Consider the following 26622-nt stretch of genomic DNA (forward strand, 5'->3'; position numbering starts at 1 on the left):
AATCTAATTTTCTCTTTATTTTCAAGTTGTTACCTGTAAAGGTGTTGAAAGTAGCAGAGTGAACTAGAACAACAATTTAATGTTGTACATCTTGGCATAGATGCCAGTTAAGTCTGTTCTTACAAGAACAGGTCGGGTCAAAGATCAGCAAGCTGAGGAACCCCATGGCTTACTCTTATTCTGAAAAGAAACGTATCCGTAAGGATTTTGGTAAACGTCCACAAGTTTTGGATATACCTTTCTTACTGTCGACGCAGTTAGAATCGTTTAAAAAATTCTTAGTCCCTGACGCTGATGGCGATCACGGTTTGGAAGCTGCTTTCCGTTCTGTGTTTCCGATCAAAAGCTACTCGGGAAATTCTGAGCTTCAATACGTAAGTTATCGTATTGGTGAGCCAGTATTCGATGTAAAAGAATGTCAAATTCGCGGTGTGACTTATTCTGCTCCACTTCGCGTAAAATTGCGTCTTGTGGTGATGGACAAAGAAGCACCAGGCACAGTTAAAGACATTAAAGAGCAAGAAGTTTACATGGGCGAAATTCCGCTCATGACTGATACCGGTACCTTTGTAATCAATGGTACAGAGCGTGTTATCGTTTCTCAGCTACACCGTAGCCCTGGTGTATTCTTTGATAACGACCGCGGTAAAACTCACTCGTCAGGTAAAGTACTTTATAACGCGCGTGTAATTCCTTACCGTGGTTCATGGTTAGACTTCGAGTTTGATGCAAAAGATAACCTATATGTACGTATTGACCGTCGTCGTAAATTACCGGCGTCAATTATCTTACGTGCACTAGAGTTCTCTACAGAAGAAATCTTAGATATCTTCTTCGATACTACTGCGTTTGAAGTAACTGACGGTAAAGTTCTTATGGAACTTGTGCCTTCACGTTTACGTGGTGAAACTGCCGCTTTTGATATCAAAGGCGATGACGGTGAAGTCCTTGTTGAAGCGGGTCGTCGTATTACTGCGCGTCACATCAAGAACATCGAGAAAAAAGGTATTAACCAATTAGAAGTACCGCATGAGTACATCATTGGTCGTGTTGTAGCTAAAAACTACGTTGATGAGTCAACGGGTGAGATCATCGCTAACGCGAATGACGAGCTATCACTTGAGCTAATGGCTGAGTTGGTTAAAGCAGGTCACACTAAGATTGATACGTTATATATCAATGAAGTTGACAGCGGCGCCTACATGTCAGATACCCTTCGTATCGACACAACAAGCAACCGTTTAGAAGCATTAGTAGAAATTTATCGCATGATGCGCCCAGGCGAGCCACCGACGAAAGACGCGGCTGAAGCCTTATTTGATAACTTGTTCTTCTCTGAAGAGCGTTATGATTTATCAACAGTTGGTCGTATGAAGTTCAATAGCCGTGTAGGTTATGACACTGATACAGGCCCTGGCACATTATCGAAAGAAGACATCGTAGCTGTTATGAAAGTGCTTATCGCTATTCGTAACGGTGTTGGCGATGTTGATGATATCGACCACTTAGGCAACCGTCGTATCCGTAGCGTTGGCGAAATGGCTGAGAATCAATTCCGTGTTGGTCTAGTACGTGTAGAACGTGCAGTACGTGAGCGTTTAAGCTTAGGTGACCTTGATGCGGTAATGCCACAAGATCTTATTAACGCTAAGCCAATTTCGGCAGCGGTTAAAGAGTTCTTCGGTTCGTCTCAGTTATCACAGTTCATGGACCAAAATAACCCGCTTTCAGAAGTAACGCATAAGCGTCGTATTTCTGCATTAGGCCCGGGTGGTTTAACACGTGAACGTGCTGGCTTCGAGGTGCGAGACGTTCACGTAACCCACTATGGTCGTGTATGTCCAATCGAAACACCTGAGGGTCCAAACATCGGTCTAATTAACTCATTGTCTACGTACGCACGTACAAACGACTATGGTTTCTTAGAAACACCTTACCGTAAAGTGGTAAACGGTGTTGTAACTGATGAAGTTGATTACCTATCAGCCATTGAAGAAGGTCAGTTTGTAATCGCTCAGGCGAACTCAAACTTGAACGATGACAATGAGTTTGTTGATGAACTAATTCCATGCCGTCACAAAGGTGAATCAACCTTTATGGGCAAAATGGACCAACAATATATGGACGTATCACCACAACAGGTGATCTCTGTAGCGGCCGCGCTTATCCCGTTCCTAGAACACGATGATGCGAACCGTGCATTGATGGGTTCAAACATGCAACGTCAAGCAGTACCGACACTTATCGCGGACAAGCCGCTGGTAGGTACAGGTATCGAGCTTACACTAGCAAAAGATTCTGGTGTAACGATCGTTGCTAAGCGTGGTGGTGAAGTAATGTATGCCGATGCAAGCCGCATCGTTGTAAATGTAAATGAAGATGAGCGCGTTCCAGGTGAAGCGGGCATCGATATCTACAACCTTACTAAATACACACGCTCAAACCAGAATACATGTATTAACCAAAAACCAACGTGTATGGTTGGTGAGCCGGTTACACGTGGCGATGTGTTAGCAGATGGTCCTTCGACTGACTTAGGTGACTTAGCACTAGGTCAAAACCTTCGCGTGGCATTCATGCCATGGAATGGTTATAACTTCGAGGATTCAATCCTACTATCAGAGCGCGTAGTTCAAGAAGATCGTCTAACGACTATCCACATTCAAGAACTACAATGTATCGCACGTGATACTAAATTAGGTCCTGAAGAGATCACAGCAGATATCCCTAACGTAGGTGAATCTGCACTAGGCAAGCTTGATGAATCAGGCGTTGTTTATATCGGTGCTGAAGTAAAAGGCGGCGATATCCTAGTAGGTAAAGTGACTCCGAAAGGCGAAACGCAATTAACACCAGAAGAAAAGCTACTACGTGCGATCTTCGGTGAGAAAGCGTCAGACGTTAAAGACAGCTCTTTACGTGTACCAAACTCTGTAACAGGTACCGTAATCGACGTACAAGTTTTCACCCGTGACGGTGTTGAAAAAGATAAGCGTGCGTTAGAAGTTGAAGACATGCAGCTTCGCGAAGCGAAGAAAGACTTCAACGAAGAGTTCCGTATCTTAGAAGCCGGTGTATTAGACCGTGCTCGTAAGCTACTTGTTGACGCTGGTCTGAACGCAGACACAATTGCATCACTTAATGCTGAAAAGCTGCTTACTCAAAGCCTTGCTCAAGAAGACAAGCAATCAGAGCTTGAGCAACTAGCTGCCCAGTACGATGAGCTTAAAGCTGAATACGATAAGAAGTTTGAAAACAAACGTCGTAAGATCACTCAGGGTGATGACTTAGCACCAGGCGTACTTAAAATTGTTAAAGTATACCTAGCTGTTAAACGTCGTATCCAACCGGGTGATAAGATGGCGGGTCGTCACGGTAACAAAGGTGTTATCTCGACTATCGTACCAGTAGAAGATATGCCATACGATGACAAAGGTCGTACGGTAGACATCGTTCTGAACCCGCTAGGTGTACCATCACGTATGAACATCGGTCAGATCCTAGAAACACACATGGGTCTTGCTGCACGTGGTGTGGGTGAGCGCATTGAAGAAATGATGAAAGAGCAGCGTGAACTGCACGAAATCCGTAGCTTTGTTAAGAAAGTTTACGATTTAGGTGATTGTCGTCAGAAAGTCGATATCGACTCATTCTCTGATGATGAAGTTCGTCGCTTAGCTGAAAACTTGAAAGGTGGTTTACCGATCGCAACTCCAGCCTTTGATGGTGCTCGTGAAAGCGAAATCAAAGACTTACTAGAGCTTGGTGGTTATCCAAGAAGCGGTCAAGTTACACTTTATGATGGCCGTACTGGCGATCAGTTTGAACGTCAAGTAACCGTTGGTTACATGTACATGCTGAAACTTAACCACTTGGTTGATGACAAGATGCACGCGCGTTCAACTGGTTCTTACAGCCTTGTTACTCAGCAGCCGCTGGGTGGTAAAGCGCAGTTCGGTGGCCAGCGTTTCGGTGAGATGGAGGTGTGGGCACTAGAAGCTTACGGTGCTGCATATACACTACAAGAAATGCTAACAGTGAAATCGGATGACGTGAACGGTCGTACTAAGATGTATAAGAACATCGTAGATGGTAACCATAAGATGGAACCAGGTATGCCAGAATCGTTCAACGTATTGTTGAAAGAAATCCGCTCACTGGGTATCAACATCGAGTTGGAAGAAAATTAAGCCATTTAGGTGCGGCATAAGCCGCACCTGTTAGGCCGAATAGAATGTAGGGGCGAGTTATTCGCCCTCAAGATTAACCTCCGACAGGAGAGCTAAGGTGAAAGACTTACTTAAGTTTCTGAAGCAACAAAATAAGACCGAAGAATTCGATGCAATTCGCATTGGTCTTGCTTCGCCAGATATGGTTCGTTCATGGTCATACGGTGAAGTAAAGAAACCTGAGACAATCAACTACCGTACTTTCAAGCCTGAGCGCGACGGCTTATTCTGTGCCCGTATCTTCGGCCCAGTGAAAGATTATGAGTGTTTATGTGGTAAATATAAGCGCCTTAAGCACCGTGGTGTTATTTGTGAAAAGTGTGGCGTTGAAGTAACGCTGACCAAAGTGCGTCGTGACCGTATGGGTCATATTGAGCTTGCTAGCCCAGTTGCGCATATTTGGTTCTTAAAATCATTACCGTCACGTATCGGCTTAATGCTAGACATGACACTTCGTGACATCGAGCGCGTACTTTACTTCGAATCATTCGTGGTAACTGAGCCGGGTATGACAACGCTTGAGCGTGGTCAGCTTTTAGGTGAAGAAGAGTACCTAGATGCGCTAGAAGAGCACGGCGATGAGTTTGAAGCGAAGATGGGTGCAGAAGCAGTATTAGACTTGCTTCGTGAACTTGATCTTGGCCAATTAATTGCTGAAATGCGTGAAGAGTTACCAACAATTAACTCTGAAACGAAGCGTAAGAAGATCACTAAACGTCTTAAATTAATGGAATCGTTCCACCAATCAGGTAACAACCCTGAGTGGATGATCATGACAGTACTTCCAGTATTGCCACCTGATCTACGTCCATTAGTACCACTAGACGGTGGTCGTTTTGCGACATCTGATCTAAATGACCTTTACCGTCGTGTTATTAACCGTAATAACCGTCTTAAGCGTCTATTAGATTTAGCGGCACCAGATATTATCGTACGCAACGAAAAACGTATGTTACAAGAAGCGGTTGATGCGCTACTTGATAACGGTCGTCGCGGTCGTGCGATTACAGGTTCTAATAAACGTCCTCTTAAATCGCTTGCTGATATGATCAAAGGTAAGCAAGGTCGTTTCCGTCAGAACTTACTTGGTAAACGTGTAGATTACTCTGGTCGTTCTGTAATCACAGTAGGTCCTACGCTTAAACTACACCAGTGTGGTCTTCCTAAGAAGATGGCACTTGAGCTGTTTAAACCATTTATCTACGGCAAACTTGAGCGTCGCGGCATGGCTACGACTATCAAAGCAGCGAAGAAGATGGTTGAGCGTGAAGTAGCAGAAGTATGGGATGTATTAGACGAAGTAATTCGTGAACATCCAGTGTTACTTAACCGTGCACCAACACTTCACCGTTTGGGTATCCAAGCGTTCGAACCTGTGCTAATTGAAGGTAAAGCGATTCATTTACACCCATTAGTATGTGCGGCGTACAACGCTGACTTCGATGGTGACCAAATGGCGGTACACGTACCGTTAACGCTTGAAGCACAGTTAGAAGCACGTGCTCTAATGATGTCTACAAACAACATTCTGTCTCCAGCGAATGGTGAGCCAATCATCGTTCCTTCACAGGACGTTGTATTAGGTCTTTACTACATGACGCGTGATCGCATTAATGCGAAAGGCGAAGGTGCAGTATTTAAAGATCCTAAAGAAGCTGAAAAAGCATACCGCAGCGGCAACGCTGAGCTACATGCGCGCGTAAAAGTACGTATCAGCGAGACAATTAAGAATGAAGAAGGTGAAGCAGTTGATTACGTTACTATTGTTGAAACAACAGTAGGTCGTGCGATTCTTTCACTTATCCTACCTAAAGGCATGCCGTTTGAGCTAATCAACCAAGCCCTAGGTAAGAAACAGATTTCTGGCTTATTAAACGAGTGTTACCGTCGTCTAGGTCTTAAAGATACTGTTATCTTTGCTGACCAAGTAATGTACACCGGTTTCCACTACGCAATGAAGTCAGGTGTTTCAATCGGTATTGATGACTTAGTTATCCCACCGGTTAAAGCAGAAATCATTGAATCAGCGGAAGCTGAAGTAACTGAAATCAACCAACAATTCCAATCAGGTCTTGTAACGGCTGGTGAAAAGTACAATAAAGTTATCGATATCTGGTCACGTGTAAATGAAAACTTATCACGTGAGATGATGGCGAACTTATCAAAAGACACGGTAATCAACGCGAAAGGTGAAGAAGAAGAGCAATCTTCATTCAACTCAGTGTTTATGATGGCCGACTCTGGTGCACGTGGTAGCGCCGCTCAGATCCGTCAGTTAGCGGGTATGCGTGGTCTAATGGCACGTCCAGATGGTTCAATCATCGAGACACCAATCACGGCGAACTTCCGTGAAGGTCTAAACGTACTACAGTACTTCATCTCAACGCACGGTGCGCGTAAAGGTCTTGCCGATACAGCACTTAAAACAGCAAACTCGGGTTACTTAACGCGTCGTCTAGTAGACGTTGCACAAGACTTAGTAATCAACGAAGACGATTGTGGCACAGAAGATGGCTTAACAATGAAACCGCTTATTGAAGGTGGTGACGTTGTAGAAGCACTTCGCGAACGTGTACTTGGTCGTGTTGTTGCTGAAGATGTTGTTATTCCTGGTACTAACGAAGTACTTGTTGAGCGTAACATTATGCTTGACGAAAAACTGTGTGACCTTTTAGAAGAGCACTCAGTGGATGAAGTACGCGTTCGTTCAGTTATCACCTGTGATAATGACTTTGGTGTATGTGCTAAGTGTTACGGTCGTGACCTTGCGCGTGGCCACATCATCAATCCAGGTGAGTCAGTAGGTGTTATCGCGGCACAATCAATCGGTGAGCCGGGTACACAGCTTACAATGCGTACCTTCCACATCGGTGGTGCGGCATCTCGAGCGTCTGCTGAGAACAGTGTACAAGTTAAAACTAACGGTACATTGAAGTTACACAATGCGAAGTACGTATTAAACACAGACGGTAAGATTGTTATCACGTCTCGTTCAACAGAGATCACTATCATCGATAGCTTTGGTCGTGAGAAAGAGCGTTATAAAGTACCTTACGGTGCCGTGTTAACAGTACAAGATAATTCGGAAGTTCAAGGTAACGATATCGTTGCGACTTGGGATCCGCATAGTCACCCAATCGTTCTTGAGCATAAGTCAAAAATCTCGTTCAGCGATATTGATGACTCAAATACCGAAGCACAAACAGATGAGTTAACTGGTTTAACACGTGTGGTTGTTAAAGACTTAGGTAAAGTAAATGCGAAAGAACCTAAACTAATCATCGAAAGCGATGAGCGTGGTCTGCAAGAAACACGTCTTCCTTCATTCACAACGATTGAAGTAACAGACGGCGCGACAGCAAACCCAGGTGACGTACTTGCACGTATTCCGCAAGAAGGTTCGAAGACTCGTGATATCACGGGTGGTCTACCTCGCGTAGCTGACTTATTCGAAGCACGTAAACCGAAAGATCCTGCAATTCTTGCAGAAATCACCGGTACAATTAGCTTCGGTAAAGAAACGAAAGGTAAGAAGCGTCTTGTAATCACGCCAGCAGAGGGTGACGCATACGAAGAGATGATTCCTAAATGGCGTCAACTTAACGTGTTCGAAGGTGAGCAAGTGTCTAAAGGTGAGGTTATCGCCGATGGTCCAGAATCACCACATGACATCTTACGCCTACGTGGTGTAACTCATGTTGCAAACTATATCGTTAACGAAGTGCAAGAGGTTTACCGCTTGCAGGGCGTTAAGATCAATGACAAGCACATTGAGACAATTATTCGTCAAATGCTACGTAAATGTATCATTCTTGACGGCGGTGACACTGAGTTCTTAGCCGGTGAACAAGTTGAAGTGGCACGCGTTAATATCGCGAACCGCGACCTTGAAAAGCAAGGCAAGATCCCAGCTAAATTTGAAATCCAGTTAATGGGTATCACTAAAGCGTCACTTGCAACAGAATCTTTCATTTCAGCAGCCTCGTTCCAGGAGACAACACGTGTCCTTACAGAAGCCGCTGTAAATGGTAAGAGCGATGAGCTTCGTGGTCTGAAAGAGAACGTAATCGTGGGTCGTCTGATCCCAGCCGGTACTGGCTTTGCGTATCACCAAGACCGTTTGAACCGTCGTAAGCAAGGTGAAATCATCGAAGAGCAGACTGTTAGCGCTGAAGAGGCAACTCAAGCATTAACTGACGCACTTAATGCTGATATCTCTGGAAACCAATAATCTCAACTTAATCAATAGATTAAGTAGTCGCGAGGCAGTTATCTGCTGCCTTGCGATGAGTTAAGGTTGACAGGTTAAACTTTGCTCATTAAAATTCCGCCACCCATTTGCCTGCACGTTTTGTAACGAGCATGTAAACAGGGCGGATTTTTTTATTTTTTCAGTAGTAATTTTAATTTCAGGAGCTATTTAAATGGCAACTATTAACCAGCTAGTGCGTAAGCCACGTCGTAGCAAGGTTACTAAAAGTAACTCAGCTGCGCTTAAAGCGTGTCCGCAAAAGCGTGGTGTATGTACTCGCGTATATACAACTACACCTAAGAAACCAAACTCTGCATTACGTAAAGTAGCGCGTGTACGTTTAACAAACGGTTTCGAAGTAACATCTTACATTGGTGGTGAAGGCCACAACCTACAAGAGCACAGTGTAATCCTAATCCGTGGTGGTCGTGTTAAAGACTTACCAGGTGTGCGTTTCCACACTGTTCGTGGTGCACTTGACTGTGCAGGCGTAAGCGACCGTCGTCAAGCTCGTTCTAAATACGGTGCTAAACGCCCTAAGGGCTAATGGTTCTCCGTTAGTAAGGCCAAGCACTAAATTTTTAAATTAATTGTTTTGGGTATTGACTCTAAAAGAGCAAACCTGAAGATACCGGAGATACAAAATGCCTAGAAGACGCGTAATAGGTCAACGTAAAATTCTTCCAGATCCTAAGTTCGGATCGGAACTTCTTGCTAAATTCGTTAACGTAGTAATGTTAGACGGCAAGAAATCTACTGCTGAAAAAATCGTTTATGGTGCGTTAGACGTGGCTGCTGAGAAATCAGGCAAGTCGCACCTAGAAATCTTTGAAGCTGCACTTGATAACGTTCGCCCACAGGTAGAGGTTAAATCTCGCCGTGTTGGTGGTTCAACGTACCAAGTACCAGTTGAAGTACGTCCAGTACGTCGCAACGCATTAGGTATGCGTTGGTTAGTAGACGCTGCACGTAAGCGTGGCGAAAAATCTATGGGCTTACGTTTAGCTCAAGAAATCGTTGACGCTGCTGACAACAAAGGCACTGCGGTTAAGAAACGTGAAGACGTTCACCGTATGGCTGAAGCGAATAAAGCATTCGCTCATTACCGTTGGTAATCTGCCCTTAACCTTTAAGAGGATTTTATGGCACGTACAACTCCACTTGAGCGCTATCGTAATATAGGTATTTGCGCTCACGTAGATGCAGGTAAAACCACCACAACAGAACGTGTTCTGTTCTACACCGGTCTTTCTCATAAGATTGGTGAAGTACATGATGGCGCTGCAACTATGGATTGGATGGAGCAGGAACAAGAGCGTGGTATCACAATCACTTCTGCTGCAACAACGTGTTTCTGGAAAGGGATGGACGCGCAGTTTGACGACCATCGTATCAATATTATTGATACTCCAGGACACGTAGATTTCACTATCGAAGTAGAGCGTTCTTTACGTGTACTTGATGGTGCGGTAGTTGTTCTTTGTGCTTCATCAGGTGTACAGCCGCAAACTGAGACAGTTTGGCGTCAAGCGAACAAATATGAAGTTCCTCGTATGATCTTCGTAAATAAAATGGATCGCACTGGCGCTGACTTCTTAACGGTTGTTAGCCAGGTGAAATCTCGTCTTGGAGCAACGCCTGTTCCAATTCAGCTACCAATTGGTGCTGAAGACGATTTTAAAGGTGTTATTGACCTCATTAAGATGAAAGCCATTAACTGGAATGCCGAAGATCAAGGCATGACTTTCTCTTATGAGGCCATTCCGGCAGACCTTCTTGAGCTTGCAGAAGAATGGCGCTCTCACTTAGTTGAAAGCGCTGCTGAAGCGTCAGAAGAGCTAATGGATAAATATCTAGAAGGTGAAGACCTGACCGAAGCTGAAATTAAATCAGCGTTACGTCAGCGTACATTAGCAAACGAAATTGTTCCCATGACGTGTGGTAGCGCATTTAAAAATAAAGGTGTTCAAGCTGTGCTTGATGCTGTTATTGAATATATGCCTGCGCCAACACAAGTGAAACAAATCCAAGGTATCATTGAAGATGGTACTGAGGAAGAGCGTCCTGCTGATGACAACGCACCGTTTGCCGCACTTGCTTTTAAGATTGCGACAGACCCGTTCGTTGGCACCTTGACCTTCTTCCGTGTTTACTCTGGTACTGTTAAACAGGGTGACGCGGTATACAATCCAGTTAAAAGTAAGCGTGAGCGACTTGGTCGTATCGTTCAGATGCATTCAAACTCACGTGAAGAGATCAAGGTAGTCTATGCAGGCGACATCGCAGCGGCTATTGGTCTTAAAGACGTAACAACAGGTGAAACACTGTGTGATCCGAACTCTATTATTACGCTTGAGCGTATGGAGTTCCCAGAGCCAGTTATCTCTGTTGCGGTTGAGCCTCGCACAATCGCTGACCAAGATAAGATGGGTATTGCACTAGGTAAACTAGCAGCAGAAGATCCATCTTTCAGAGTACAAACTGACGAAGAATCAGGCCAGACTATTATTTCTGGTATGGGTGAACTTCACCTTGATATCATTGTCGACCGTATGAAACGTGAATTCAGTGTTGAATGTAACGTTGGTAAGCCGCAGGTTGCATACCGTGAAGCTATCCGTTCAACTGTTGAAGTTGAAGGGAAGTTCGTACGTCAATCAGGTGGTCGTGGTCAATATGGTCACGTCTGGCTTAAACTTGAACCGATGGATATTTCGGACAACGACGCCCCAATTTACGAATTCGTTAACGAAGTCGTTGGTGGTGCCGTTCCAAAAGAATACATCCCTGCGGTAGATAAAGGCATCCAAGAGCAAATGGCTCAAGGTGTGCTGGCAGGCTACCCATTACTTGGCGTTAAAGCGACTTTATATGATGGTTCATTCCATGATGTAGACTCGAATGAGATGGCATTTAAAATTGCAGGTTCAATGGCGATGAAGAAAGGGGCGCTTGAAGCAAACCCTGCTCTTCTAGAACCAGTAATGAAGGTTGAAGTTATCACTCCTGAAGCAAACATGGGTGATGTAGTTGGTGACTTAAACCGTCGCCGCGGCATGATCGAAGGCATGGAAGAAGCATTCGGTGGTCTTAAGCAAATTAATGCACAAGTGCCACTTTCTGAAATGTTTGGTTATGCAACTGATCTGCGATCTGCAACACAAGGCCGTGCATCTTACTCTATGGAGTTTTTAAAGTATGCAGAAGCCGCTAAGAATGTTGCAGATGCAATAATTGCAGCTCGCGCTGTTATATGATTTAGCTTGTCTGGCCCAATAGTGGGTCAGGCGTTAATTTCTTTATAGGAATTTTTTAAGATGGCAAAAGAAAAGTTTGAACGCGTAAAACCGCACGTAAACGTTGGTACAATCGGCCACGTTGACCACGGTAAAACTACCCTAACTGCAGCAATCACTAACGTACTTGCAAAAGTATACGGTGGTACAGCTAAAGACTTCGCATCAATCGATAACGCTCCAGAAGAGCGTGAGCGTGGTATCACAATCTCAACTTCACACGTTGAGTACGATACACCAACTCGTCACTACGCACACGTAGACTGTCCAGGACACGCCGATTATGTTAAAAACATGATCACTGGTGCTGCTCAAATGGACGGCGCAATCCTAGTAGTTGCTGCAACTGACGGTCCTATGCCACAAACACGTGAGCACATCCTACTTTCTCGTCAGGTTGGCGTACCTTACATCATCGTATTCATGAACAAATGTGACATGGTTGATGACGAAGAGCTACTTGAGCTAGTAGAGATGGAAGTTCGTGAACTTCTTTCTGAGTACGATTTCCCAGGTGACGACTTACCTCTAATCCAAGGTTCAGCACTTAAAGCCCTAGAAGGCGAAGAGCAATGGGAAGCGAAAATCATTGAACTAGCTGAAGCGCTAGATTCATACATCCCAGAGCCAGAGCGTGACATCGATAAGCCATTCATCATGCCTATCGAAGACGTATTCTCAATCCAAGGTCGTGGTACAGTTGTAACTGGCCGTGTTGAAGCTGGTATCATCAACGTGAATGACGAAGTTGAAATCGTAGGTATCAAAGAAACTACGAAGACAACATGTACGGGTGTTGAAATGTTCCGTAAGCTTCTAGACGAAGGTCGTGCGGGTGAGAACATCGGTGCACTTCTACGTGGTACTAAGCGTGAAGACGTTGAGCGTGGTCAAGTACTTTGTAAGCCTGGTTCAATCAAGCCACACACTAAATTCACTTCAGAAGTATACGTACTTTCTAAAGATGAAGGTGGCCGTCATACTCCATTCTTCAAAGGTTACCGTCCACAGTTCTACTTCCGTACAACTGACGTAACAGGTGACGTACAGTTACCAGACGGCGTTGAAATGGTAATGCCTGGTGATAACATCAAGATGACTGTAGAGCTAATCGCTCCAATCGCGATGGACGAAGGTTTACGCTTCGCTATCCGTGAAGGTGGCCGTACAGTTGGTGCTGGTGTTGTTGCAACTATCGTTGAGTAATCAACTATAGTGATGCATTAAGCATTCAAGAAAAACCCGAGCTTAGTCTCGGGTTTTTTTATGGATGAGAAAATAGAGATTAGATATTAGAAATTAGATATTAGAAGCTAGATATTAGAAGGTAGATATTAGAAGGTAGATATTAGAAGGTAGATATTAGAAGTCAGTTACCGAGCGGGGGTTACTTACTGGTGTAATTAAACATCAAAAAGTTTGCTTGAGGTTAACGTGGCTTTATTTTGTTCTCGCTTCTCGCTTCTCGCTTCTCGCTTCTCGCTTCTCGCTTCTCGCTTCTCGCTTCTCGCTTCTCGCTTCTCGCTACTCGCTACTCGCCATTATTAACCACCTTAAAACAGTGCTTCTTTCTTTTGGCTGTTAATCAGTTGTTTAATATTTTCGTCATTAAAAGTCACTTATTCAGTCATAAATACTTCCTACCATAAGCTCGCTAATTATCCATGTGCAGCTTAATTAGTCGCATACAATTCTTAAAATAACGTACTAACGGAACGTAACGATGAAAATGAATAAAATTGCCTCAGCAATTGGCTTTACGTTGGCATTGTCAGCGACGGCAAATGCCGGTGTGTTACCAGATAGTCAAAAACAAAATGAGTGGTACAGTGCCGCTGAAGCTAAATTAATCAAGAAAGAACAGGTAGCTCAGTCAGAACAGGCATTTAAAGCGAAGAATGTGATCTTATTTGTGGGTGATGGTATGGGGGTGTCGACACTTACTGCATCACGCATCATGGCAGGTCAAATGAGCGGTAAGTCTGGCGAAGAAGGTTTTTTAAGTTTTGAAGAGTTCCCTTACTCTGCGCAAATTAAGACTTACAACGTGGATGCACAAACACCTGATTCAGCGGGGACGATGACGGCTATTATCTCAGGAGTTAAAACCGACGTTGGCGTGATTGGTGTTAATGAAAATATTGAGCGTGGCAAGTGTGCGACAGTTGCTGGCAATGAATTAATCACCGCGACTGAACTGGCTGAAATTAAAGGCCTAGCAACGGGGGTAATATCAACAGCACGAATCACACACGCGACACCTGCTGCAACTTATGCAAAATCGGCGGATCGTAACTGGGAAGATATTTCTGATATGCCGGCTGATGCCGTTGAAGCTGGTTGTGAAGATATTGCATCTCAACTTGTTAACTTTGAGAAGAACTTAGAGTCACGTTTTGTCGGTACTGACGTGGATGGTTTAGAGGTTGTGATGGGCGGTGGTCGTCGTCACTTTTTACCGAAAGATGCGGCATTCAATTCAGCTGATGCTGTTAGTGAAGTCGAAGGGGACCGCACAGACGAGCGAGACCTAACTGCAGAATGGAAAACACTCTATCCAGAGGGTCAGTATGTCACGGATCAAGCTGGTTTCGATTCACTAAATGCAGATACAAAACGCGTGTTTGCACTATTTAATGAGTCACACATGCAGTATGAAGCAGACCGTAGTAACGATATTGCGGGCGAGCCTTCATTATCACAAATGACCTCTAAAGCTATCGACATTCTTAAAAATAATGATAAAGGATTTTTCTTAACGGTTGAGTCAGGACGTATTGACCATGCTCACCATGCGGGAAATGCTTACAACGCATTAAACGACACCGTTGAATTTGCAAAAGCAGTGCAAGCGGCTGTTGAAAACACTAACCCAGAAGAAACGCTTATTTTAGTCACCGCAGATCACAGTCATGTATTTACCATTGCGGGTTACCCAAAACGCGGTAATCCAATACTGGGTCAAGTGGTTGCCGTTGGTAAAGAAGCGCCGACTCTAGCTGCAGACGGTATGCCGTATACAACAGTCGGGTATGCAAATGGTTTAGGCTTTCGTGATTTAGGCGATGAGACTGATGCAGATGCGTCATATAACGACGCTGCATTTGCTGGCCGTGTTGACTTAACGGGTGTTGATACAACGACCCCAGGTTACCACCAAGAAGCCACTGTGCCATTAAGTTCTGAGACGCATGCGGGCGAAGACATTTCATTGCATGCAAAAGGTCCAGGTGCGCAGTTAGCGCAAGGCGTTGTGGAGCAAAATGTAATTTTCCACATCATAAATCAAGCTCTAGAACTAATTGAAGAATAATGGCGATGACAATGAAAAAACTAAATTTAATTTCTCTTGCTGTAGTAGTGGCATTAGCGGGTTGTTCTGATGATGATGACAAAGGCCCAATTGAAACAATCACAGTTGAAAACACCTTAGCTGTCGGGTCTGAGCAGTGTGTAAATGGCGGTACAGAAACCGTATCGGGTGAAGATACAAACCGCAATGGTGAGCTAGACTCAGCAGAAATCACAGAGACAACGGTTGCGTGTAATGACCCAGCCACATCACTGACCGCACAGCAGCTTGCGCCACTGACGAGCAATGATTGGTTTAAGGCCGCAAAAGTTAAGATGGCGGCAAGCGAAGACAGCATCGCTGCGGTTGCTAAAGAGTCAGGGAAAGCGAAAAACGTCATTCTATTTGTGGGTGACGGTATGGGGATTTCTACCGTGACAGCGGCACGCATTATGGCGGGTCAGCTTGAAGGCAAGCTGGGCGAAGAGCATCAACTGAGTTTTGAAGCGATGCCGTTTTCTGGTTTTGCAAAAACATACAACGTTGACGCACAAACGCCGGATTCTGCGGGTACGATGACAGCAATGGCATCTGGTGTTAAAACAGATGCAGGTGTTATCGGCGTTGATGAAGATATCGAACGTGGTAACTGTGCGACGGTTGCGGGTAATGAGCTGGTAACAGCAACAGAGCTTGCTGAAATTGCAGGAAAATCGACCGGGATTGTATCAACAGCGCGAATTACACACGCCACACCTGCTGCCACCTATGCAAAATCGGCTGACCGTAACTGGGAAGATGTATCTGATATGCCAGAAGCGGCTGTCGCTGCGGGATGTGAAGATATCGCCTCGCAACTCGTTAACTTCGAAGCAAACCTTGAAGCACGTTATGCGGGATTAGATGTTGATGGCTTAGAAGTCGTGTTGGGCGGTGGTCGTCGTCACTTCTTACCTAAAGATGCCGCGTTTAACTCTGCGGACGCTGTAAGCAGTGTTGAAGGTGACCGTACGGATGGTCGCGACCTAACTGCTGAGTGGAAAGCGAAATACCCAGCGGGTCAATATGTTATGGACCAAGCAAGTTTTAATGCTGTGAATGCAGACACAACTGAGCGTTTATTTGGTTTATTCAATGAATCACATATGCAGTATGAAGCCGATCGCGCTAACGATATTGCTGGTGAGCCTTCATTATCTGAAATGACCGCAAAAGCAATTGACGTGCTTGATAACAATGACAAAGGTTTCTTCTTAACCGTTGAAGCGGGTCGTATTGACCATGCTCACCATGCGGGCAATGCGTACAACGCATTAAGTGATACGGTTGAGCTTTCAAAGGCTGTTCAAGTTGCATTGGATAAAACCAGCATTGAAGATACTTTGATCATTGTTACGGCTGACCACAGCCATGTGTTCACGATTGCGGGTTATCCAAAACGTGGTAACCCAATTTTAGGTAAAGTCGTGCCTGTGGGGAGTGATGAGCCATCACTCGCAGCGGATAATATGCCATACACTACTGTAGGATACACTAATGGCGGTGGCTTTCGTGACTTAGGTGATGAAACTGATGCGGATGCGGGCTATAACTTTGCACCCGTGACTGGGCGTGTTGATCTCACCGATGTTGATACAACTACACCGGGTTTCCATCAAGAAGCGGTGGTACCGCTTAGCTCTGAAACACATGCAGCAGAAGATGTTGGTGTGTATGCAGTAGGCCCAGGAGCCCATTTAGTTACTGGTACGAATGAGCAAAGCCTTATTTTCCATGTGATGGATTATGCCGCTGACCTTGTGAAACAAGCTGATGCTAAATTAGCCCAATAAATGTTAGCAGAGAGCCCTTAGGGGCTCTCCTTACATCGAATACAACACCTTTAAAATAAAAGAGACTCCCGTGAAAGCTGCGATATTAATTGCTTCATTACTTAGCCCACTTGCTGTTGCAGGTCAGTGCGATACAAACACCGGTTATGCGAAAGCAAACTATACAGTTACAACCGATGCTGTTGCTAACAAACAGCACACAGACAACGCCTTTACGCTTTGGCGTACGCCTCATCAAGTGGCTAAGCAAAACCCACAATTTATCGAGTTGTGGCAACAGTTACGTAATCAGCAAATGCGACCAATCCGTTACTTTCAACACGCACAGCGTGGTATTGAATATCAGCCTTCTGAGGTTCAGGGCGAACAGGATTGGAGTGCCAAATATCAGTTGGTAAGTAATGCACTGCTCGAAAAAATGACTTTAAAAAACAGTGCAGGCGAAGGTTGTGAGCTGACTGAGCATTATCAATACCAGCAAGCAGAGACAAAAATAGAGTTAACGTGGCTTGCTAATCAGCAGCTGGTTAAAGAAATGCGTATTTCATCGCCTTCTTATAGTCGCACAGTTGCTTTAACCACGGTTGAGCACAATAAAGACGCGGTAACAGCACAATTTGCCAAGTGGGATAACTTTCAAACGACAGATTATGCCGACATTGGTGACAATGAAAGCGACCCCTTTTTAGCCAAGATGATTAATTTAGGGTTTGTAGAGCATGGCGCGACTGGTTTTTATGATGCGCAAGGTAATCAATTGCAAAGTGAGCATCAGCACCATCATTAACATGCCTTGCTAAACGTTGCCGCTGAATGTATTAAAGCGGCACACCCTTACAGCACGTCTTTGGCTGTGCGATTTATCATTTAAAGTACACAGTTCAATAAGCACCAGCCCTTGGTTTTTTGTTATCAGTCCCAAGGTATAGGGTATACGCTAACGAAGGAGCAGACGAATGACAAAACATGTGGTTGTAACGGGAGCTAATAAAGGTATTGGTCTTAATTTCTGTAAGCACTATTTAGCACTAGGAAACCGTGTTACGGCGGTTGTTCGCACGCCAAGTGAAGAGCTAAAAGCGCTCGATGTGAAAATAATCAGTGATATTGATGTCGCTAATCCAGACGATGTAACAACACTTGCCAATCATCTTCATGCCGACAAAATAGATATTTTGATCAACAACGCGGGTATTTTTCATAACGAAACCCTCGATGAGATGGATTTTTCTGCAATTGAAAAGCAAATAAGTGTGAATGCCATCGCGCCTGTTCGTATTACTCACGCGTTATTACAAAACTTAGGGATTGATGCCAAAGTAGCGATGATTACATCACGAATGGGCTCAATCGCTGATAACGGTTCGGGAGGTTATATAGGCTATCGTATGTCAAAAGCCGCACTCAATGCTGCGGGAGTGAGTTTGGCTCATGAGCTTAAAGATAAGCAGATAGCCGTTGGGCTATTTCATCCCGGGTTTGTACAAACAGAGATGGTAAATTTTGCAGGAGATATCAGCCCAGAGACAGCCGCTGAACGTTTAATAAAGCGCATCGATGAGCTAAACCTTGATAATAGTGGTGGTTTTTGGCACTCAAATGGTGAAACTTTACCTTGGTAAAGAGTGAGAAAATAAGTCATTAACAGTAAAGCAGTTAGCAATAAAAAAGCGGTTAACTGCTGATAACTTTCACTAATTTTTGCTCTTTTTGTTTGCTATACTTCTACAATGACAGCCATATTGATGTAGAGAACAGCACATGGAACTAGAGCAAAATAGCGATTTAACCCTTCCCCTTTTTTATTTCGATGAGCATCTCAATAGTCGTGACATTGAGTCGCCTGATTTACTTTTACACGTCACGTTAGATGAAAATCTACTTACCCAGCTTTGCCAGAATCCTGCTGTTGATAGTAGTGTGGCTATTGCCTTAACTGATTATCGACTCGAAGCATTGGCTGAACAATATCAGTCACTGATAAAGGGTGAGCACCATGCTCAGCTAACCCTTGTTCGTGGGCCACTATTAAGTGCAATGCTCAGCGCTGAGGGCGACAGCAGTTTTGTATCGCCTCAAGTCGATATGATGCCAACCTTTGACTTAGGTGATGACCTAGAGGATAGCGAGGAAGAAGGATGAAAAAAACCTTCACGACACTATTTGGCTTAATCTTATTAAGTGGTTGCGCTTATTTAGGGGCAGCGCACTATGATGAGCTATTTGGTAAAGAGCAACCTCAACAGCGTGTTGTTGCAGCATCAACCCCACAAGGTGCTGAGTTTCTGGCAGATGTAAAGCCAGTGCTTGATAGTCGCTGTGTGGTGTGTCATGGCTGTTATGATGCGCCGTGTCAATTGAAGTTATCCTCGGTTGAGGGCATCGACAGAGGCCTCAGTAAAGAACGTGTTTACGATGGAACGCGCTTGCTGGCCCAAGAGCCTAGCCGATTGCTGTTTGACGCACTCGATACCACTGAGTGGCGAGAAAAAGGTTTTACACCGGTGCTTAATGAGCGTGTGCAAACTGAAGAGGCGAATTTGGCTGCCAGTGTCCTTTACAATGCGTTAGTGCTTAAACAAAGTAGCCCGCTTCCGACACAAGCAATCTTAGGTGATGAGTTTGATTTTAGTCTCGATCGTGAGCAAACATGTACAACCATGAATGAGTTCGATGCGTTTGCAAAGGACAACCCGCACAGTGGGATGCCATATGGTTTGCCGGGTATTTCAAGTGAAGAATTTCAGCGTTTAGCAAAATGGTTAAAGCAAGGGGGCTATCTGGCACATATTGAGCCGCCAGAAAAAAACGTACTTAAACAAGTTGAGCGCTGGGAAGCGTTTTTAAACCAAGAGGGTTTAAAGCATCAACTTGCAGCTCGGTATATTTATGAGCACTGGTATTTAGCCCATATTTATTTCCCCGAACAGGGAGATAAACACAGCTACTTTAAACTCGTTCGCTCATCAACCCCACCGGGCCAAGACGTTAAAGTGATTAGTACGCGTCGTCCTTACGAAGATCCCAAGGTATCTCGGGTTTATTATCGTTTGATGCATGACCGTTCAACTATTTTGGCAAAAACACACCTGCCGCTTGCTCTTAATGATGAAAAACTTGCGCGTTTGCACGCTCAATTCATCGAAACAGAGTATCAGGTTGATAAGCTGCCAAGCTATAAACCGGATGTTGCTTCAAATCCATTTAAAGCATTTGCGGCCATCCCGGTAAATTCTCGTTATCAGTTTATGCTTGATGAAGCTGAACTGATCATTATGGGGTTTATTAAAGGCCCTGTATGTCGTGGTCAAATAGCCCTTAATGTTATTAACGATCAATTTTGGGTTGCCTTTGCAAAACCTGAAATGGCAGCAACCCCTAAGGTGGGTGAACTGTTATTACAGCATGAAGATGCACTGGCATTGCCCGCTGAAGAAGAAAGTAACGCACTGCCTATTTCAAGCTGGGTGAAATACTCAAAGAGTCAAAATAAGTATCTCTCTGCTAAAGTGGCTTTGGCCAACAAAATGTTCGCTAATGGCCAGCACTTAACCACCGATTTACTGTGGCGTGGCGATGGTCATAATCAAAATGCGGCACTCACCGTTTTTCGTCATTTTGATAGTGCAACCGTGGTTAAAGGCTGGATAGGCCAACAGCCTAAAACAGCATGGGTGCTTGATTATGCTTTGTTTGAGCGCATTCACTACTTGCTGGTGGCTGGCTTTGATGTGTATGGCAATATAGGCCATCAATTATTAACGCGTTTATACATGGACTTTTTACGCTTAGAGGGTGAGGGCAATTACTTAGCGTTACTACCAGAGAACAAACGAGAAGAAATCAAAGCCCAATGGTATCGTAAATCACCGCCAAGTCTCACGAGCTTTTTTGAAGATGAACTGTCCTTTAGTCAGCCATCGGGCATTGAATATAAAACCACAGACCCACAGGCGGAATTATTCAACATCCTTAAAGCAAAGTTAAAGCCTATATTGAGTACGCGTTATGATTACACGCAAGTACCAGAGCCTCTCTCGCAGATTAATGAGTTACCGGTAAAAGCGATTAACTTATTGCCACAAATTTCATTTGTGTTAGTGAAAGAGGGGGCGGATGCGCATAAGGCATATACCATTATTCACCATAATGCTCATTATAATATTTCGAGCTTATTGAACGAAGAAGGTCAGCGTGCCTATGATGAAGATACTGTGACGATTGTGCCTGGTTTTATTGGTGACTACCCTGAAGCGATTTGGTACTTACACAATACTGAGCAAGTTAATGCGTTCGCATCAGGCCTTGCTAAAGTCACTGATGAAGCAGCGTACAGAGACTTGAAAAGTGAGTTTTCCATTCGTCGAACGCACCCGCAGTTTTGGCAATACAGTGATATTTTGCACCACGTTGCCAAGCAATATCGCGGTGTTGAGTTTGGGCTATTTGATTATAATCGGCTCGAAAATAGATAAAGTAATTGATAGTGTTAACCGATAGTTTAAAGCCCACCTAGAGTGGGCTTTATTGTGAAATGTGAACTACAATTATGCTTAAAAATAAATGAGTAATACATGTTGAAGCTAGTTAAGGATATCCGACAACGATATCGGTGGGGGTTATCAGCCATTGCTATTTTGATAACCATCTCTGCTGCCCTAATGCAGACTCTTTTTTATGTGCAAAAAGGGGATGCGAAGGTGATCAACATTGCCGGTAAGCAGCGGATGCTTTCACAAAAAATAGCGCTGCATGGAAATGCCTTGATCTATCAGGATTCAGAGCGTCTAAAAGAGCAACATCGTAGGTTGTTACAGCAGGCTGTAGAACAATTTGTGTCAGGACATCAGTTTTTACTTGAACAAGAAAATGGCGAATTTATTCATTTAAACTCTGCACTCGAAGCGCATTACTTTTCTCCTCCAAACCAACTTGATGCGCATGTTAAGCGCTACATAAGTCAGGCTCAGCAGTTATTAAATAGTCGCACTAACTCCAGCAATATAGACAGTTCTATTTTTGTGAGCGAACAATTAGAGGCGCTGCTAACTAAGTTAGATCAAGCGGTAAAATTACTCGAGCAAGAATCGGTGTATAAAGTCACGATTATCTCGGTACTTGAGGTGGTGTTTTGGCTTGCTGCTATTGTGTTGTTAATCATAGAGCTTATTTTTATTTTTAAACCAATGGAAAAGCTGATTGCAAATACCATTCAGAAATACCAACAACAAAAAGAGTATGCAGAGCGGGTTAATAAAAATAAAGAGCGGTTTATTGCGCGAACAAGTCATGAGTTCAGAACCCCCTTGCAAGGTCTTACCTCGTCGATAGAAGCGCTTGATATTAGCGATAATCAACAACTGACGAAGCAACAAGCCATATACTGCGTTAACCGTTTGGTAGCTATGCTCGATGAGCTACTCGATTTACAACAGCTATCATCAGGCGACTGGCAGCTAAAGCCACATTCAAGCAACTTACTAACCACCTTGAATCAAGCTATTGCGCCTTATAAGTACGCGTGTAACGATAAAAATATTACGCTCAGTGTGAATATGTCTGAGGCATTAGACAAAGACGTGGTGACTGATCACGCAAGGCTACAACAAGTGCTTTCTGAGCTTATCAATAATGCGGTTAAGTTCACCCCTAAACAAGGTCGAATTGCCGTGAATGCGATTTGCAAAGGTCACAAACAGGTAATTCTGGAAGTGCAAGATAATGGCACCGGTTTTGAGCATCCTCCTGCTGAGCTGCTTGACTTTGAGCATGATAGCGAACAGCATTTTCAGGGCTTAAAAACAGGCCTGTTACGGGTTATGCATATTGTAAAAGCACTGAATGGCAAGATTGAGTTTCAAAACGTTCAGCCTCATGGGGTTAAAGTCGTTATTCATTTGGATCTCGAAAATGCCCCCAAATCTGAAATGCCAATGCAGCTACCAACAAACCTGCATTGCTTAATAGTTGAAGATAATCCTCTCAATGCCACAATTTTAGGGCGTATTATTAGTCAGTTTGACTTTAGTTATGACATTGCGAGTAATGGCTTAATTGCGACAAGTATGACAGCTGAAAAAAAATACGATGTGATATTTATGGATTTAAACATGCCAGTTATGGATGGTTTTAAGGCAACAGATATTATCCGCAATGAACAATCGCTATTAACGCCGATACTTGCCGTAACAGCCAACACCTCGAATGAGGACTTGCAACGAATTTATGACTTAGGCGCCGATATGCATGTGTATAAGCCGATTTCAGTCGAGTCAGTGCAAAAAGCCCTCGGCGCATTATTCACAGAGGGCAAACAGGGATAAGTTGTTTAAAATGAAGAGTTAGTGTCTAACTTTTATGTCACCAACGCCGACTTCTACATCAATGTTGTACTGACCGTTGCCTTGGTAACTTGACTGTGAGCTCACCACTTTACGGTGCGTGTTAGACTCATTTTTTAAGCCACGAATTTTGGTATCACCAACACCTGACTCTAATTCAATGCGTTTGTAGTCATCAAGTGCACTATCGATCCGCACTGCACCGACACCCAGTTCAATCTCAACCGAATTGCTCAGTTCATTAATCTCAATGTCACCCACACCTAATTCAACATCAATCGCCATTGATTTTGGCATTTTAACTAACCAATTTTGTTGAATGTCATCGTTATCTAATTTCAAACTTAATAGATTAGCGCGTTGAGAGTGGTTCAGTTCGATGTCTGACAAGTCAATCTCTGAGCCAAACCAGCCTTTGTCATTTTTTGGCTCAATACGAATGGTGACGTGTACTTCGCTGCCGTCATAGCTTTGTACTTCTAAGCTGCCCACCGGAAAGTCGATATCAAGCTGACTGGCATTATTAATCGCAAACGTGTGATTGAGTTCACGTGAATCTTTTGCCATTGCTTGTGAGGTTGTCAGTATTAAGCCCACTGCTGCTACACCCAGTAATTTTTTCATTGTATGTTCCTGTTAATGACCTTTTATACCTTAGTCGCAGCGGTGATTAAAAAAGGTTTAAACGGTTTTTAATTTTTTATTGAATGCGGTAACGTCGAACTAAACATAACGTGGAATGAGGGTTCAAAGTGCAACAAACGCAGTTGGTTAATGTTAAAGCCAGCCTAAAAGGGCAGGGCAATGATGTATATTGTGTAGACAATTTAAGCATGACAGTATCAGCATCGCAGCACTGGGTGTTACTAGGTGCAAATGGGGCCGGAAAGTCGGCAATAGCGGCTGTTATCGCTGGGTTTGCTACTATCGAAAAAGGCCAGTACACAAATAGTTTTGAGCGCGTCGCGCTGGTATCGCCAGATAGACAAAAGCAATTACTTGCAGAAGAATTAAACAAAGATCAGGACGATATTATTGAAGGGGTGTCTTCATTCAGTCGTGTCAGCGACCTCATTTTAGCAGGTCGAAGCCCTCAACAAATCGACAATCAGCTGCTCAATCAGCTATTAGGGACCTTTGATTTTGAAAGTAAACTACATAAAGCGTTTCGTGATTTATCGACCGGTGAAACACGTAAATTAATGCTGATCCAAGCGTTAATAGGTCAGCCTGAGCTATTGGTACTTGATGAGCCCTTTGATGGCTTAGATGTAGCAGCGATGACTGAATTGAACCATCAGTTAGCAAAGTTAAGTGAAACAACAACGATGGTTTTTGTGCTTAATCGCTTATCTGAGATTCCAGACTGTGTTGATCATTATGCGTTTATAAAAGACGGTAAAGTTACTCATCAATTAGCGCAGCCAAGTGCTGAACAGCGAGATGATTTACTTAAACTATTGCATCTAACACACACCGATTTAGAGATACCAGAGGCTGATAGTGACCATCAAGCACCACCGCTTATTGACCCTATCCTGGTTAAACTCACGAATGCGTCGGTCAGCTTTGGCGGAAAAGCTATTTTTGAAAAGCTTAATTGGCAAATTAATCAAGGCGAGCATTGGCAATTAACCGGCAAAAACGGTTCTGGTAAAACCTGCCTATTAAACCTCATTACTGGCGATAACCCACAGTGTTATAACAACGACATCAAGGTATTTGGTTATCAGCGGGGGAGTGGCGAAAGTATTTGGCAAATAAAGCAGCATATTGGTTATATTTCTAATGCGTTACACATGGACTACCGTGTGGGTACTTCGGCGTTGAATACGATTATTTCTGGTTTTTATGACAGTATTGGCCTTTATCAAAAAGCGAGTGATAAACAGCTGGCTATAGCTAAAAATTGGCTAGCACTACTTGGCTTAAGTGATAAACAAAACAGTTCATTTACTCAGTTGTCATTTGGTGATCAACGCTTGTTGTTGATTGCCCGCGCGATGGTTAAGCATCCTAACTTACTCATTCTCGATGAGCCATGTTTAGGGCTTGATGAGGCAAACAGACAGCGGGTTTTATTATTAATCGAAAAAATTTGCAGCGCAAAAACCAGTACCGTGATTTATGTTAATCACCATGCAAGCGATCACATTGCTGGAATAGCGCATTATTTAGAGATGGAAAATGACATAAAAAAAGCGCCTTAGGCGCTTTTTGGACATGCAATTGATTTAAATGCGTGTCACCGTAAAGCCTTTATCGGCTAGCTGTTTAAGTAAACCGTGCTGCTCAGGCAAATGCAGTGCCCCGACTGCTATAAATAGCTTTTCTTTACCGATACGCTTAGATAATTGCTCAACCCAGTTGTTGTTGCGATCAATTAGCATCACTTGTTCACTGAGTTCACCATACTGTGAGTCATCAAAACTTTCGTTATAAAATTGAGTGAGTGTTTCCATATCACCCGACTTCCACGCGTTTATTAAACCAAAGAAATAGGTGTCGGCATCGGCGAGTTGCGCGAAAGTTTCTTCAATCATTTTATCATTCATGATTGCCAAGTGTTCAAACATTTCCATTTGTCGTTCTAGCGTTTCAAGCTCACCCACTGAAATTTTATGGTCTTTAGCGTAAGCAAGGACTTGCTTGTCAATTCCGTATTGGTCAGAAAACCCCACTTTTTGAAACTCCATTTGCATCATGGTTATCATGACGGCCCACGGTGCTAAGTTTTTAAACATAGCAATATCTATGGACTTATCAGCAAAGTATTTTTGCAGTTTGGCATAGTTAGCTTCAGAGAGTTCTGACTGTAATGTTTTGCCGTCTTTTAGCATCATAAAAGGCAATGAGCGACGTTGCATATCGACAGGAGATATCGCACTGATATCGACTTCAACGATGACTTTATCGGTCTTATCAAGTGCATTGGTTACTTTGCTTGGCAGTCCTTGCATACTTTTATCACCGACATGCACCGTGCCGAATAAATATGAGGCAATGCCGTTTTTCTCTACTTTCCAAAGTCCTGGTTCAGCAAATACTTGCTGACTAAAGCCCAGTAGTAGTAGAACAAAAAACAGGGCATTAATACGCTGTATGAATTTCATAACTTTCCTTTTCATGCTGTTGTTGTTTTCAATACTAAACTAATTTTCACAGAGAGGTTTAATAAAATGAGGACAACCCGAAAAAAATTACCTATGAAAGCTAAAAATTAATCAATCATTTAATTGGTTATAACGAGGTGTGAAATTTCAATAGCTAGCTATATGTGAATTTTTAATCTTAAATACAGTTAATATTAGATATTTATTTCTTTAATTTCGTTTTTCGTGATGTTTTTTGAATTGATTTTTATGTTGACTTGAGGGGCT

The 26622-nt window shown here is 43.6% G+C and carries 16 protein-coding genes; 14 read left to right on the forward strand and 2 right to left on the reverse strand.

The window, feature by feature from the left end; all coding sequences use genetic code 11:
- Positions 1-164: 164 nt before the first annotated feature.
- The 13 genes from rpoB (at position 165) to IT970_RS01825 (ending at position 23224) form a co-directional block, all read left to right on the forward strand.
- On the forward strand, positions 165-4190 hold the full coding sequence (rpoB, locus tag IT970_RS01765) for a DNA-directed RNA polymerase subunit beta (RefSeq protein ID WP_036971565.1): 4026 nt from the start codon (positions 165-167) through the stop codon (positions 4188-4190).
- Between the two features lie 97 nt (positions 4191-4287).
- Positions 4288-8460, forward strand: coding sequence for a DNA-directed RNA polymerase subunit beta' (rpoC, locus tag IT970_RS01770; RefSeq protein WP_036971561.1), 4173 nt, complete (start codon positions 4288-4290; stop codon positions 8458-8460).
- A 193-nt stretch (positions 8461-8653) separates the two neighbouring features.
- Entirely contained in the window at positions 8654-9028 is a 375-nt protein-coding gene (rpsL, locus tag IT970_RS01775; protein ID WP_002958885.1) for a 30S ribosomal protein S12, read from the forward strand.
- Between the two features lie 97 nt (positions 9029-9125).
- Positions 9126-9596, forward strand: a complete 471-nt coding sequence (rpsG, locus tag IT970_RS01780) for a 30S ribosomal protein S7 (protein ID WP_036971557.1) — start codon at positions 9126-9128, stop codon at positions 9594-9596.
- Between the two features lie 27 nt (positions 9597-9623).
- Positions 9624-11738: an elongation factor G gene (gene fusA, locus IT970_RS01785; RefSeq protein ID WP_036971554.1), complete on the forward strand. Its 2115-nt coding sequence runs from the start codon at positions 9624-9626 to the stop codon at positions 11736-11738.
- A gap of 60 nt (positions 11739-11798) precedes the next feature.
- Entirely contained in the window at positions 11799-12983 is a 1185-nt protein-coding gene (gene tuf, locus IT970_RS01790; RefSeq protein WP_036971551.1) for an elongation factor Tu, read from the forward strand.
- Positions 12984-13500: 517 nt separating this feature from the next.
- Positions 13501-15090 (forward strand): alkaline phosphatase, encoded by a 1590-nt coding sequence (locus IT970_RS01795; protein WP_196857561.1) that lies wholly within the window; start codon positions 13501-13503, stop codon positions 15088-15090.
- An 11-nt stretch (positions 15091-15101) separates the two neighbouring features.
- Positions 15102-16901 (forward strand): alkaline phosphatase, encoded by a 1800-nt coding sequence (locus tag IT970_RS01800; protein WP_074989873.1) that lies wholly within the window; start codon positions 15102-15104, stop codon positions 16899-16901.
- A gap of 70 nt (positions 16902-16971) precedes the next feature.
- On the forward strand, positions 16972-17688 hold the full coding sequence (locus tag IT970_RS01805; protein WP_065978254.1) for a hypothetical protein: 717 nt from the start codon (positions 16972-16974) through the stop codon (positions 17686-17688).
- 169 nt (positions 17689-17857) lie between these two features.
- Positions 17858-18523 carry an SDR family oxidoreductase gene (locus IT970_RS01810; protein ID WP_180311327.1) on the forward strand — a complete coding sequence of 222 codons (666 nt, stop codon included), beginning with the start codon at positions 17858-17860 and terminating at the stop codon, positions 18521-18523.
- Positions 18524-18662: 139 nt separating this feature from the next.
- Entirely contained in the window at positions 18663-19043 is a 381-nt protein-coding gene (locus IT970_RS01815; protein ID WP_036971539.1) for a hypothetical protein, read from the forward strand.
- On the forward strand, positions 19040-21376 hold the full coding sequence (locus tag IT970_RS01820) for a fatty acid cis/trans isomerase (RefSeq protein WP_036971537.1): 2337 nt from the start codon (positions 19040-19042) through the stop codon (positions 21374-21376). The genes IT970_RS01815 and IT970_RS01820 overlap by 4 nt, the downstream gene beginning before the upstream one ends.
- A gap of 186 nt (positions 21377-21562) precedes the next feature.
- Positions 21563-23224, forward strand: a complete 1662-nt coding sequence (locus IT970_RS01825; RefSeq protein WP_231387304.1) for a response regulator — start codon at positions 21563-21565, stop codon at positions 23222-23224.
- An 18-nt stretch (positions 23225-23242) separates the two neighbouring features.
- Here the strand turns inward: IT970_RS01825 and IT970_RS01830 are convergent, their stop codons facing one another.
- Entirely contained in the window at positions 23243-23866 is a 624-nt protein-coding gene (locus IT970_RS01830; RefSeq protein ID WP_196857562.1) for a DUF4097 family beta strand repeat-containing protein, read from the reverse strand.
- A gap of 128 nt (positions 23867-23994) precedes the next feature.
- Between IT970_RS01830 and modF the strand changes: the two genes are divergently transcribed.
- Positions 23995-25452, forward strand: coding sequence for a molybdate ABC transporter ATP-binding protein ModF (modF, locus tag IT970_RS01835; RefSeq protein WP_269216516.1), 1458 nt, complete (start codon positions 23995-23997; stop codon positions 25450-25452).
- Between the two features lie 24 nt (positions 25453-25476).
- On the opposite strand, the gene IT970_RS01840 is transcribed toward modF, so the two are convergent.
- Positions 25477-26355 (reverse strand): TraB/GumN family protein, encoded by an 879-nt coding sequence (locus IT970_RS01840; protein ID WP_036971526.1) that lies wholly within the window; start codon positions 26353-26355, stop codon positions 25477-25479.
- Between the last annotated feature and the right edge of the window lie 267 nt (positions 26356-26622).

It is taken from the genome of Pseudoalteromonas sp. A41-2, from assembly GCF_015767615.1.
Taxonomy (GTDB): domain Bacteria; phylum Pseudomonadota; class Gammaproteobacteria; order Enterobacterales; family Alteromonadaceae; genus Pseudoalteromonas; species Pseudoalteromonas lipolytica.

Bases quoted from the DNA above. Each gene is read 5' to 3' on its own strand.
- IT970_RS01815 (WP_036971539.1), top strand. From the start codon at position 18,663: ATGGAACTAGAGCAAAATAGCGATTTAACCCTTCCCCTTTTTTATTTC.
- IT970_RS01810 (WP_180311327.1), top strand. From the start codon at position 17,858: ATGACAAAACATGTGGTTGTAACGGGAGCTAATAAAGGTATTGGTCTT.
- IT970_RS01800 (WP_074989873.1), top strand. From the start codon at position 15,102: ATGAAAAAACTAAATTTAATTTCTCTTGCTGTAGTAGTGGCATTAGCG.
- IT970_RS01795 (WP_196857561.1), top strand. From the start codon at position 13,501: ATGAAAATGAATAAAATTGCCTCAGCAATTGGCTTTACGTTGGCATTG.
- IT970_RS01830 (WP_196857562.1), bottom strand. From the start codon at position 23,866: ATGAAAAAATTACTGGGTGTAGCAGCAGTGGGCTTAATACTGACAACC.
- rpoB (WP_036971565.1), top strand. From the start codon at position 165: ATGGCTTACTCTTATTCTGAAAAGAAACGTATCCGTAAGGATTTTGGT.
- IT970_RS01825 (WP_231387304.1), top strand. From the start codon at position 21,563: ATGCAGACTCTTTTTTATGTGCAAAAAGGGGATGCGAAGGTGATCAAC.
- IT970_RS01820 (WP_036971537.1), top strand. From the start codon at position 19,040: ATGAAAAAAACCTTCACGACACTATTTGGCTTAATCTTATTAAGTGGT.
- rpsL (WP_002958885.1), top strand. From the start codon at position 8,654: ATGGCAACTATTAACCAGCTAGTGCGTAAGCCACGTCGTAGCAAGGTT.
- rpsG (WP_036971557.1), top strand. From the start codon at position 9,126: ATGCCTAGAAGACGCGTAATAGGTCAACGTAAAATTCTTCCAGATCCT.
- fusA (WP_036971554.1), top strand. From the start codon at position 9,624: ATGGCACGTACAACTCCACTTGAGCGCTATCGTAATATAGGTATTTGC.
- IT970_RS01840 (WP_036971526.1), bottom strand. From the start codon at position 26,355: ATGAAATTCATACAGCGTATTAATGCCCTGTTTTTTGTTCTACTACTA.
- tuf (WP_036971551.1), top strand. From the start codon at position 11,799: ATGGCAAAAGAAAAGTTTGAACGCGTAAAACCGCACGTAAACGTTGGT.